This is a genomic window from Leptospira kmetyi serovar Malaysia str. Bejo-Iso9 (genome assembly GCF_000243735.2).
Classification (GTDB): Bacteria; Spirochaetota; Leptospiria; order Leptospirales; family Leptospiraceae; genus Leptospira; species Leptospira kmetyi.
On sequence record NZ_AHMP02000003.1, the window covers coordinates 1,945,810 to 1,958,587 of the forward strand.

The window sequence follows — 12,778 nt, forward strand, 5'->3', positions numbered from 1 at the left end:
GAATAGGATTTCAATTAAAAAATGAGAATTTACGAATTTAGTTTTTTCTTAATTTCGTTTTTCCAGACGTGAACCTTCTTCCTTCCCGCCTCGTATCCGATTTCGTATAATTTTTGAAACTGATCCCAATCGAACGTGGAGTAACCTCCCACCGGAAGTTCAATGTATAAATCGGAATTGTCTCTGGTTCTGTTCTGGCTGTTCTTGCTCGACAACATCAACGATCGCATCATGATTTCGGCGAAACCCGTATACTTCGTTTTCAGACTTTGTCTTTTGAGATGATGAAATAATAAATTGAGAAAAGAAGGAGCCTCTCCGAGATATTGAGGACTGAGAAGATTGTGATACATTAAATCCTTGTCGATCTGTCCGCCTCCGCCCAAATCCACTGAGATCAAAATTCCCGCGCCTCTCTCCTTTAAGATCGAGCCGGGAAGATTGTCGAGAAGACCTCCGTCGACATACAATTCTCCGCTTTCCGAGAAAGGAGGAAAAATTCCGGGGATGGAAGTGCTCGATCGAACGGCCTTCCACAACAAACCTCTGTCAAAAACTTTTCTCTCCGCCTTCGTCAAGTTACACGCCACCGCGTAAAACGGAATGGGAAGTGTTTCGATGTTTCTATCCTTAAAAAATTCGTGGATCGCGTTCGAATAACGTTTTCCTCTTACGAGAGAAACGAAGGGAAACGTAAAGTCGCCGAGGATGTTTCGATCCAACCAAAAGTTTCGGATCAAGGGAAGAATATCCGAAGAACTAAGTCCCATCGCAAAGAGCCCGCCCATGATCGCACCCGCGCTCGTTCCCGAAATCATATCCACGGGAATATCGTTCTCTTCAAAACACTTTAGCAAACCGAGATGCGCAAAACCCTTCGCGCCTCCTCCCGATAATGCGACACCGATACTTTTGCCCGTCAGTCTTCTCGACATTCTTCCGAAGTCCGCGTCCACGTCTCTGCGGAGAATCGAATGAGTGATCGAAGGAAATTCCTTTAAGATCGATTCTATCTTTTTCCAATTCGAGAATTGGGAATCGATGAGAAAAACGAGTTCCTTTTGAATCTCATCGGGCAACATCGAACCGATCTCGGAATATTCCATTCCGATCGGACGATTCGGATCGATCAAAACGAGAATCCGATCCGATTGACGAAAACAGGCTTCTCTCCAACCCGGATTTTCGGTATCCGTTTTGAATATTAGCTTATCGTAATCCTTTTCCAGATCGTAAAACCAGTTTACGAGATCGCCGATCCGATACGCGTCCGATTTTCCGGTTCCGTTTTGAAAATTCTTAAACTTAGATCTTTTTTTAAACACATTCGAATCTACTAATATGGTTTTTCCGAAATTCTTAAGACCGTTCTGCAAGGATCGATAGAATTCTTCTGGCGTAGAAGACGCATTCAAAGGAAAAATGGAAACGTTTCGAACCGAGTTCGCCCTTCTATAACCTTGGTTTCTTTCGGTTCCGAGTCGATGTGCGATCGTTCCCGTAATTTGAAAAAGAGCTTCCGGAGAATTCGCGAAACTTTTTTTAAAATCCTCCCTCGATATACGAACGACCTGACTCGTTCTGGAAGCGACCACCGTCGCAGATCGTTTATCGCCGCTGAGTAAGGACATCTCGCCGATGATATCTCCTTTGCCCAATTCTCCTTCCGCAAGAATCTCCTTCGTTTTGGATCGGACCGTCCAATACAATCTTCCCGATACGAGAATGTACATCGAATCTCCCGCGTCTCCTTGTCTGAGAAGAATTTCTCCTCCTGGAATTACGAGCCATTCCATTCTCGACTCGAGATTGGATAACGTCGTTTTGTCGAGATGAAAGAGAAGTTCGACGGAGGATAAAAAAGACATGAGTTCCTTTTTGGAAGGTCTGAGTTTGGAAACGTGAAAGAGATGATTCTCCCGGTTAAGATCGTCGATCCATTTTTTCCAAGAGGAAAGTTTGTTCGTGATTCGATTTAGATCCTTCGGATCTATATAAAGAATTTCTGATATTCCCGATTGGACCATCTTATCGGGTCGATAAACGTAGTAATCGCCGGGCAACAGATCCCTCAGGATCAGATTTTTTTCTTCCGAGTTCAGAAGAGTTTCTTCCAGTTTGCCGGAGGTTACAAGACAAAGAGAACCGATCGGAATCTTAGAATCTTCCCGCGCATTCGAATTCCAAGTATGAAGTTTCAAACGGCTTTGAACGAATTCCTCTTCCGCCGCGTTTTTCCATGCCGGAAATTCGGAAGAGGTTTTGGATTTGAATTCCTTTAAGGTTCTTCGTATTTTTTGTTTTGAATCTCGAAGATGCATCGTATTTCCGAATGGACCTGAACGAACCTTTGTATAAACGGATTCGACGTAAATTTTTACGGGAGATTTACGTTATATCAAAACGTTCTTCGTGTCCATTCTTTATCGAAGAGACTTGGGGAGAATCAATTCGATTCTTATAAACCGCGATTCATTCTCCGCAACTTCCCTTCGTAAATCCGCGCGTCTTACTCGCCCAAATTCAAATCGTCGATCGAAAGGGAGAACAAACCTCTCGATGTTTTATCGAAGGACGGAAAATAAACCCTGCCTTCGAAAGGAACCGAAACCGAAATATCCGCGATCTTGGAACCGTCGTGCATAGAATAGTACAGCGGTTTTTGCGCTTTCGAATCGAGAACGAGAATTCCCGTTTTTTTGGAAATGGGCAGAATCTCCTGCGGCAAAGAAAGAAGAAAGGGTTTCAACCATGCGTTTGCGTGAACCAAATTGATAAGCGAAGACCTTCGTTTGATGATCCCGACCCAGATTCTTCCCCGATCGTCTCGTTCCAAACCGTCCGCAAGACCCGGTAAGTTTTCAAAAAGAACCTCCGAAGTTCCGGCCTTATCCCCCGATAAAAACGCGCGGACGATTCTAAACTTGGACGTTTCCGTGAACACGACCGATTCTTCTTCTCCCGCTGAATTCTGCTCGATCAAAATTCCGTCCACGAACGTAAACCCGTTCAATATTAAAGAAATGGAATCCGTTTTTCGATCATACATCCAAAGTTTTCCGTGAGGATAAAGACCGATCGCTTCCGGCACGGCCCCGCTTCCCATCGCGGCCCCTTCTCTTTCAAAAGGTTCGCTGATATAAATCCTGTTTCCGTCTTTGGAAACAGCGAGATCGTTGCAAAGAGAAAACGGTCTCGAATTGGAGGCGTTCAAATCTTTTGCGGAAATTTTCGGTCTTTCCGAAGAAATATAAACTTTTTCGAATATTCTGGTTTCCGTTTTCGGAAGATCCAAAACCAAAGGTTTGACTGCCTTGGTCCGAATATCCAATTCGTAAAGTCCGACCTTCTGCGCATCCTCGTATTTTTCTCCGCCCAAACGCGAAGCGCAGACGAGAATTTTCTCCTTGTTCGCATTAGCAAACTGCATTCCCGCTGGGTTGACCGGAGGTTTCAGCCAAGCCTCTGCCTTGCCCGTTTTAAAATCCAATTTCCAAATCCATCCGTCCATACCGGAAGCGAAGGCGATCCTTTGATCCGAATCGAAAATCAAATCGTCGTGACCGGGAAGATCGTTCATCTCCGTTTTCATTCCGTTTAAAAACGGATCCCGAGCGGATTCAACCTTGAGAATTTCGGAAGGAGTTTCTCCGAGGCGATACGAATCTCCGATCTTGATCTTTTCGGAATTACATGCGATTCCCGTAAATGTACATAAGAATATTAGAATATACAGTTTTTCTTTCATATTTTTCTCGCAAGTTGCGCCGCTCTTTTTACGTGAGGAACCTCGTCGTCCAGCCAATACGCCCGATCCTTTTCCACCACGAGAATTTCTTCGAACTTAAACCCGGCCTTTCCGCGGCCGAAATGAGGTTCGATCGCCCAAAGACCCGTTTTATCGCCTTCGTGATCCGGGGTTAACAGTTCCGGAAGAACCTTATGCGAAAGAAATTCGAAAGAACCTTGCAGACTGAACCAACTCGCAAAGCTGATCGGAAGCAACGGAAAGGAGAAATTCGGAAGATGAACCTTATAAACCCGATGACCTAAAACCGCAAACGGATATAGAGAATGAACGTTGTCGAAACCTCGTTCTTTCGAATCCCGATCGATCTTCCACCAAATCTCACTCGCGCTCATCGAAGAGGAAAAATATTTCGGAATTTCCTTTCTCAACTCGAGAAGATATTTCATACCGAAGTCCAATTCTTCGCTCGGACTCAAACAGGAAGAATAACCGATGTCTCCTATATAACCGTCCACGCCCGGAGACACGTCGAGGATAAAGGGTTCGTGCGCGGTTAATTTCTTTTTGCCGGGATGAAATTGCGTATAACGTTTGTAGCCGTCGAAACGCGCGTGTTCGCCGAACCAAGCGAACGGTCTGTGTAAAAAAACTTTCACGCCGTGATCGCGTAAAAAAGTTTCCATACGTTTTGCGGCCTGAAGTTCCGTCCATCCTTCGCGCATTTCCTTTTCGACCTCGGTCACACATCGATACGCGAGTCTTTGCGCTTTTAAAAAGCCGCTCTTTTCCTCTTCGGTCGGCAAGTGAACCGATCGGGAACTATACTTTGATATTTTTGAAGAGAATCTGGATAAGATTCCTCTTTCCGTTTCTATGGGCATGGATTCTTCTCTCAACTCGAATTGAGTAAAGAGTAACAAACGTAAAAAAGAATCGCTTGAACGAATCCGGTATCGAAAAGATTTTTTTTAGAAGATACGATCTTCGGAATCGCAGAATCGAATTTCAATGGACCTAAGATGACCGAAAAAAACGGAAGGAACGAATCCGAAATTCTCCTTAAAGGTTCTCGTAAAATGCGCGGAGTCCGCAAAACCGGCCGCGTGAGCCGCTTCCGTAAGATTGTTGCCTTCCATCAAAAGTTTAACCGCTTCGATGATCCGAACCCATAACAAATATCTTCGCAACGGAATTCCCAAATTCTCCTTAAAAAGACGGATCAATCTGTCTTCGGAAATGGAAAAGTCCTTACCGATCTCCTTCATACGAATGCTGTCCGGCAGTTCGGTTCGAATCTTTTGCGCGATCTTTTGAATTCTTTCGTCCACGATCTTTTCGGGTTTTTGAAACGGATAGACGCAACGAAGCATTTCCAGTTGGAGATCCCAGGCTTCGGAGTCCATTAAATTTCCGTAATATAGTTCCCGCAGTTTTCCCATCAAGGGAAGAAAGTTATTCGGATCCAGACGTTTTACTTCGCCCGATTGAACGAGATTGGAAATCGCTCCGTATTCGTAGGTTTCGGGATCGATCATAAGAGCGATCATTTCCACGCCGGGAGAAACGGTTTTGTGATACGTGTTCGGACCGACTAAGGCGACCCTATATTCTTCCTTTCCCTTTTCGGTTTCGATGTGGATATTTTTTTCCAAGGAAACGGCCAGTGTCGCCGCATAGTGAGAATGGAATTCGGTTTGCATCGCGTTCGTCGCGAACATCACCCTGCTTTTCCATAAGTAAAGAATTCCTTTGCGAGCGATGTCCATTCTGCTTTCGTATTCTCAGAACGGGAACGATTCCCGTTCGTTTCGAAAATTGGATTCTTTTTTAAAAAGAAACGTTAGCAAGAAAAAAACGCGGACCTCGCCGGATTCGTTCAAGCGTTTGTTCTCTTCCGCGTGTTAGAGTGGTTCAGATCCGAGACTTTCTCTGAAATTCGAACGCGGATCCGGGAGCAAAATGAAAAAGACGTTGATTCTCATCGGAGTTTTACTCGTTTCGATTTTTTTGTGGGCCGTATTCAGCGCGTCGCAAAGCGACTATCGTAGACTTGAGAATTCCGATTTTATTTTTGAAACGGTGATCTTCAACAGCCCCGATCCGGAACGTCTCGCCGTTTTTTATCAAAACGTTTTTAATGCGAAGAGAACGAATTCCGATCCGACCTGGAACCCACAGGGTTCGAACAAATCCACGATCACTCTTCAAACGCCCGATTACGAAGATCAAGGTCCGTTGTTGACCTTTCTCAAAAACGATAAGCCTCTTCAAAAATCTCCCGCTGCAAACGATCTCGGTTACGCGCATATCTGTTTTGAAACGGATGACGTTCCCGGTCTGATCCGAAAAATCACGGACCACGGCGGAAGGATCGTAAGCACCTTTGCGGATCTGAAAAAAGTTCCGGCGGTCTACGCGACCGATCCGGACGGGAACGTGTTCGAGGTCCATCTTCCTTTTCCCGCTCCTGTCACTCCGCGTACGATTTATCGCACGTTAAACTCTTTGTCAAGGACGAGCTTTAAGTTGCCGCCTCCTTCGACGGATCGAATTCGTTTTCTTCACGTAAACATCAACTCGAAAGATTGGTCGAAGACCGTTTCATTTTACAAAAATATATTTGGTACTTCCACAACCGGTTTCGAAAGAGATTACCAGGGAGAATTTATCGAACGGCTAACGGGCATTCTACGAGCCGAAGTGAAGGGACGTCATCTCGAACTTCCGGGTTATAGCGCGGGCGGTCCTACTTTTGAGGTGTTCACATACAATCGATTCTCCACCGAAAGTCCTCCGAATCTTTCCGATCCGGGAAGAATCGCGACCGGTTTTCGAGTGCGCGATCTTAAAAAAGCGGTCGAGGCCTTTGTCCGAGTAGGCGGAGTTTTGTTAAACGAAGTCGAAAACCGTTCCGCCACGATCCGGGACGTGGACGGAAACTTTCTTTTACTGACGCGTTCAAAATAAGGACCGAATCGAAATCGAAGAACCAGGATTTCCGCAAACGGAACGTTCTGAAAATTCCATTCTTTGTATATTAGAATTTTGCTAAGTATTTCGGAACTGAAATAGACGAAGTTCGTGCCGTTTCTCTGTCGTTTGTATCGTTCTTTGAAGTATTGTTTTTGATTCGGATCGGCGAAGTACGCGCGGATCTGATCGTAAACGAACGGAATGGAAGGCAAGGCGATACGTTACGTTACGTTACGTTACCTTTTTCTTTTTCTTTCCAATCGGATCCTATTCTAAAAGATTTGTCCATAAGGGACTGCATTGCGGGAAACACGTATGAATTTGAAATTACTTCATCCGAAAGGATTTTATTTTTTCGTTTTTTTTATCTGTAACATCGTTCTTTGGATGGTCTTTGAAGGAATCGAGTTCGCGATCGATTCCGAGAACTCCGCGATCCTCGCAAGATACGTCGATTACTTCGAACTCTGGATCGGAAGTTTAACTCTTTTCGGAATTTATTTTATCGCAAACGAATCGAAACGACTTCATTTCGAAATCAAGGAATCCAAGGACCTCATTCAGGATCTTCGTCATAAATCCCTTTTGAGCGCGGGCGATCGGGAAAAATTCTGGAACGGGGTGAAAAAACAATTCGAAGATTGGAAATACACCCAATCCGAAACCGAGGTTGCGGTTTATCTTCTTCGGGGACTTTCCAACCAGCAGATCGCCGGAATCCGAAACACAAGCCTCAGAACCGTCGAAGTGCAGGCATCTTCCATCTATCAAAAATCGGGAAGGAGAGGAAAACTGGATTTTATCGCCTATTTTATTATGCCCTTTCTTCCGGAAGAAGATTAGAATTTTATAATTCTTTAAAGTTTTTGTTGCGTAAAGTGACGCCGTGGGACCGGGAACAGGCGGATAAAACGGACACGAATCCGTTCGCGTTTCCGGCGTTTTTAAATCGGCTCCCGAAAACTCCGAGAAGTTTCCAAGGATAAAATAGATTAGAATCGGATCGATCGGTCGTTACAAACCGCTCTTTGCTTCGGAGGCGACTTTCGTTCGCCCTTTCTTTATACGATTTTGACATATTTAAAACGATTGGAAAGATCGCATTCATTTCGTTTGATATAAAACCGATCGGATAAAAATAATTTCCTAAAATCGGTATCGAGTTTATAAACTCGATAGTTCCTCTCCCTCTATTCAACTACAATCGAATCAATCGAAAACCGATCGGAGAGGTTATATGTCCGTCGAAATTTATTTTGCCAGCGCGATTCAATACGTCGTGTTAGGTTCAATCTATTATTACAAAAGGAAGAGACCCTTTCATAGGAAACAGGCCCTGATTCTTATCCTGATCGGTTTCAACCTTTTCATCTTCTCGAGTCAGTCTCAAATCACGAGAAACTCGCTTCTATTCGCGGGAAGTTTTCTCTATTCTTTTTTTACCATCGCGGGAACGATCATCATCTATACGGTCTGCAAAGAATCCTTCGAGTTTACCGAGAAAAAAAATTCCGCCGTTTCTCTTCAAACCGAATTCAAACGGGAGTTGTTTCTGACCGCGATCGTTTCTTTAGTTTCCAGCACGATGATCGTCTCCGTTTGGCATAACTCCGAACCGAAAACGCTTCCCAATCTTTTTGCTACGGTAAGCGGAGTTTCCATCGCGATTCTGAGTTTATACTGTCTTTATGTTCAATTCTTCATTAAGAGTTATTACGTAAAAAAAGGATTAAAACTTATCTATCTATTGATCGCGCTTATGCTGGTGGAAAAACTCAATTTAATTATCCCAGAATCGTTTTCGGATTCCGCCACGAAAATCAGCGGAATCGTGTATGTGATTTCTCCGATATTCTTATTCAGCAATTTGATTCTGTTTCCTTCTCCCAAACAAATCAGTTCGAATCGTATCGATTTATCGCCTTCCGACTCTCTCCAAAGAAGATCGAGCACCGAATACGTCGTTACGAATTTGGATCACGGAATGATTATGAGAAAACTATACGATCTGTTCGTTAAGGAAAAGATTTTTTTAGACGAAGACTTAAGGCTTCCTTCGGTGGCGGAAGAAATGGGTTTAAGCGTTCATCAGCTTTCGGCCTTTATCAACCGTTATCTTAGGACCAATTTTAATACCTTCGTGAATTATTACCGCATCCAAGAAGCGATGTCCTTACTAAAGGAAGAACCGTCGCGATCCGTTATCTCGATCGGGATGGCCGTAGGATTCAACGCCTTATCCACGTTTCAAAGATTTTTCGTCTACGCCACAAAAATGACACCGAGCAAATATCGGGAAGAAACACAAAAGGGCAACCGAATCGAATACAACCCCATATTTCAACCCATCGAATCGGAAATTCGCAGATTCGAGGAAAGATATTTCGAAGAACCGAGTATTTCGATCGTTTCCGAACATTCTAAAATTTGAATGTCCGAAGAAATTTTTATTTGCTAAACCGAATTCATCGTGTAGTTTTGTGCGGGCATTTTTCGAGGGAATTCCTCCGTAAGAGCCCGCGAGTTTAACCGATATGAATCAGTTCCTGGGTTACATATTCAATCAATTCGTTGGATTTGGAGGCGTCCTTTCTCTCATATTCGGCCTCATTCAAATTTTGAAAGGGAGAAGCACAAAGAATTTAATCGTCTTTATGATCTTCATCTCTATGAGTTTCTTTTTGATCAAAGGGCTCGTATTACTCAACGGGCTGGGTTTAAATTATTCTCATTTTTTCTCGAGCGAGATCTTTTTTATTCTACTCATCGGCCCGTCCCTTTTTATCTATTTCAACCTTTTGCTTTTGGACGAAAAAGTAAATCTGACAAGACTACTTCCTCATTACGCTCCGGCCGTTTTGTTTTTATTCTATTTCGGTTTTGATACCCTGTTTCTGATTTCCGAAGGCAAACCTTTGACGGACTTAAACGAAAAATTCGAATCTAGATACGACTTCGCGTACGGACTTTCCACCGTGATTACGATCGTTTATATGTCCGTGATTCTGATCAAATTTCTACAGCTTTTTAAGGGAAGTTTTTCGGACTACCCTTGGTCCAAACATATTATAGGAATATTAAGTATCGGAATCTCCGGTGTTCTTATCAATCTCTGGATCGATTTTCGATTCTTATTTCCGGAGTTTTCCTTTTTTCTGCAACTCTACGTTTTGGATTTATGTATGCTTACGTTGACCGTTCTTTACGCTTTCGTTATAAGCCAGATCTATCCGATCACTTTCAATATCATTTCCGAAACCTTTCGGAAGATGAGTTATCAGAAAACGACTCTTCAGAACATCGATCCGAACGATCTCGGCGAAAGACTCGAAAACCTAATGAAACGCGACAAAATATATCTGGAAACCGGAATCACGTTGAATCTTCTCGCGCAAAAACTGGAAATTAAATCGCATCAGCTTTCCGAATTTCTAAACAAGAATTTGAATAAAAGTTTTTTCACATACATCAATCATTTTAGAATCGAAGAGGCGAAAACGCGCCTGATTCACGAAACGGAAAGTTCCGTAATTAAGATCGCCTATGACAGCGGATTCAATTCCCTTTCCGTTTTTAATACGACATTTAAGAAAGAAGTGGGAATCACTCCCTCTCAGTTCAAAAAGAAACATTCGAAAAAGACGATTCTTCCCTTCGGATTCAAAGCCTCCCGAAATGGGAAGTCTCGTTAATTCGACCGTTCCAAAATAAATAAACGCGCGCGGCGTTTTATAGAATTGAGGGATCGTCTCTTCGATCTCTGTTATTCTTTTCGCATTCCATCGAGTCGGAGTGTGTCATGAATTTCAAGAGATCGCAAACGTTTCGTATTTTTTATCATCTTCGGTCGTGTTCGTTACTTTTATTCTTTCTGATCGGCTCTTCAGCCTGTCTCATGGACGACGGTAAGAAGAAGCGTTCTTTTTTCTTTTTTCCTTCGAGTATAAGTTCGGAAAGCGGTACAATTCCCGTATCTCAACCCGTGTTTCCACCGATATCCGGAAAGATCACGTATTTCTCCGCAAATACGATTTACTTAAGCGGGCAAAGCGGCGCTTTCGAATTCGAAGACATTCAATGGAGTAGTTCCCTCGACGCTTCGTATCAAATTCGTTACGGAGCCACGAATTGTTCGGACGGAATTCTTTATGATTCCTCCTCCGTCCCGGCCTCGACTTCGATCACGGTTCGCATTCACGCAATTTCCGGAGCCGCTCCTCTTGTCGTCGGCAACAATTCGGTTCGTATCTGTCTTTTCAATCCGAGCGGTTCCACTTTATGGGATTCGTATGCGTTCTCCGTGGAACGAGACGATTCTCCTCCTACCGTCAGCTTCTCGCCTTCCTCGGGCACCTTCGGTTCTTCCGCGCCGAATATTACGATTTCCTGTAGCGATTCCGGAAACTCCGGTTGTCAAGCGATCGCGTATCGTGCGGACGGAACCGCGGCTTCGATTTCAAATACCGGAGCGGCCGCGTCGGGAAGTTCCTTATATTCATCCTCTCTGTCGTTGCCGAACAACACTACAACCAATCTGAGCTCGATCGCCGTGGACAAAGCGGGTAACGTAGGAGCCGTAAATTCCGGGACGTATGTCGTGTCTTTTGGAAATCCTACGATTACGATCGTCTCTTTAAGTCAGTCGATCATTAAAGGAACGGGAAGTTCCGTTCTTCGTTGGAAATCCGACATCGCGGGAAATTATTCGGTCCGAGTCGGTAGCACAAATTGCAGCGACGGAACTTCTTTGAGTTCAGGACCCGCGGCCGCCAATACGAATATCGATTCTACGATCTTAGGTTCGAGCTTGAGCGCGGGTTCGAACACGTTACGAGTTTGCCTTACTACCGCAGGTTCCAACGAAGGAAACAGCACGACGAATATAACGTTAGACAACATTGCTCCTCAGATCATTGCAACTTCTCCCGCGCTGAGTCCGAACGCGACCGCGTTCGCGTTGAGCGTCACACAAAGAACTTTCAGCTTGACGTTTAACGAGGACATGGACACCTCTTCGACTCCGAACCCGCAACATAGGGATCAAACACAGGGAGGCGATCCGGAAATCAAATGGCCGGGAGCGGTCGGAAGTTGGAGCGCGGATAAACGAACCTATACTTTGAACGTTCAGAGCAATCTACCCGAATGGCATAAGTTCTATCTTCTTTACTCGAGTTCGTCTTTCAAAGATATCGCGGGTAACGTAGTCGCCTCCAGCCCCGTCGTTTCGGTCGTCTCCGGAAACATCAAACTCAATCACGGAACCATTTACGATACTCGAAATCTTTTACCCTCCGATTCGAGACAAACCGATTGTTCGGACGAGAATGGACTCACGATCTCCTGCGCGGGAAGCGGTCAAGATGGAGAATCGATCGGGCTTCCTTCCGGTTTATTACCGCCAGGCACTCTGACCGGTTATCCCTCGGATTACGTAACCGCCGATATTAGAAACTTACGATATTGGAAAACCTGTCTCGTCGATTACGAATGGAACGGAACAACCTGCGCGAAAATTTGCGCGGGCGCTTTTAAATGGAACGGTTCCTCCTGCGTCTCCGATCCCGGAAATCCTGCGAAATCTTTCAATCGATCCGTCGAGGACTGTTCTTCTCTCAACGTTCGGAACTCGGGATCGGGCTACGCGGGCAAAACGACTTGGAGAGTCCCCACAATATCAGAATATTATACAATTCTGGAATATGGAGGAAACGCAGGCAACGAGACCATTCTGGAAGCGTATTTTCCGGGGATTTTACGGAACAATTACGAACGCTACTGGAGTAGCACGAACGGAATCACGATCAACGCTTCGAATCGTTACGGCGCGAGCGGAAACCCTTCCTCTCCTAATCCGAACCATTCGATCGAAAACTTATCCATGGGACCGATTCCGATCGGATACAATTATTCGAATCCGTCGCTTTTGGTTACTTGGGGAGCTTGGTCGGTCACCGTTTTCGAAGGAATCACACACGTATCCAATAAATTAAAGAGCACGGGATGGACCAATCAGTTCAATTACACGTCCCTTTGTATTTCGGATTAAAAAAG

9 protein-coding genes are annotated in these 12,778 nt (G+C 44.5%); 5 read left to right on the forward strand and 4 right to left on the reverse strand.

Translation table 11 applies throughout. The features are described 5' to 3' along the window. Positions 1-29: 29 nt before the first annotated feature. The 4 genes from LEP1GSC052_RS11460 to LEP1GSC052_RS11475 all read right to left on the reverse strand — a co-directional run bounded on the left by LEP1GSC052_RS11460 (position 30) and on the right by LEP1GSC052_RS11475 (position 5,517). Positions 30-2,321: a patatin-like phospholipase family protein gene (locus LEP1GSC052_RS11460; protein ID WP_010574095.1), complete on the reverse strand. Its 2,292-nt coding sequence runs from the start codon at positions 2,319-2,321 to the stop codon at positions 30-32. Positions 2,322-2,509: 188 nt separating this feature from the next. Beyond that, positions 2,510-3,748, reverse strand: coding sequence for an SMP-30/gluconolactonase/LRE family protein (locus tag LEP1GSC052_RS11465; protein WP_020986358.1), 1,239 nt, complete (start codon positions 3,746-3,748; stop codon positions 2,510-2,512). Continuing rightward, on the reverse strand, positions 3,745-4,632 hold the full coding sequence (locus LEP1GSC052_RS11470; protein WP_010574092.1) for a M24 family metallopeptidase: 888 nt from the start codon (positions 4,630-4,632) through the stop codon (positions 3,745-3,747). The genes LEP1GSC052_RS11465 and LEP1GSC052_RS11470 overlap by 4 nt, the downstream gene beginning before the upstream one ends. Before the next feature lie 87 nt (positions 4,633-4,719). After that, positions 4,720-5,517 carry a helix-turn-helix transcriptional regulator gene (locus tag LEP1GSC052_RS11475; RefSeq protein WP_010574091.1) on the reverse strand — a complete coding sequence of 266 codons (798 nt, stop codon included), beginning with the start codon at positions 5,515-5,517 and terminating at the stop codon, positions 4,720-4,722. Positions 5,518-5,710: 193 nt separating this feature from the next. Between LEP1GSC052_RS11475 and LEP1GSC052_RS11480 the strand changes: the two genes are divergently transcribed. From LEP1GSC052_RS11480 to LEP1GSC052_RS11505, 5 genes are all read left to right on the forward strand, one after another. Continuing rightward, positions 5,711-6,718 carry a VOC family protein gene (locus tag LEP1GSC052_RS11480; protein ID WP_010574090.1) on the forward strand — a complete coding sequence of 336 codons (1,008 nt, stop codon included), beginning with the start codon at positions 5,711-5,713 and terminating at the stop codon, positions 6,716-6,718. Between the two features lie 321 nt (positions 6,719-7,039). Then, entirely contained in the window at positions 7,040-7,567 is a 528-nt protein-coding gene (locus tag LEP1GSC052_RS11485; protein ID WP_010574089.1) for a helix-turn-helix transcriptional regulator, read from the forward strand. A 394-nt stretch (positions 7,568-7,961) separates the two neighbouring features. After that, the gene (locus LEP1GSC052_RS11495) at positions 7,962-9,155 is read left to right on the forward strand and encodes a helix-turn-helix domain-containing protein (protein WP_020986762.1); all 1,194 of its coding nucleotides are present in this window, start codon (positions 7,962-7,964) and stop codon (positions 9,153-9,155) included. A gap of 223 nt (positions 9,156-9,378) precedes the next feature. Next, positions 9,379-10,416, forward strand: a complete 1,038-nt coding sequence (locus LEP1GSC052_RS20720; protein WP_167593880.1) for a helix-turn-helix domain-containing protein — start codon at positions 9,379-9,381, stop codon at positions 10,414-10,416. A gap of 290 nt (positions 10,417-10,706) precedes the next feature. After that, positions 10,707-12,773, forward strand: a complete 2,067-nt coding sequence (locus tag LEP1GSC052_RS11505; protein ID WP_010574084.1) for an Lcl domain-containing protein — start codon at positions 10,707-10,709, stop codon at positions 12,771-12,773. Positions 12,774-12,778: the final 5 nt, after the last annotated feature.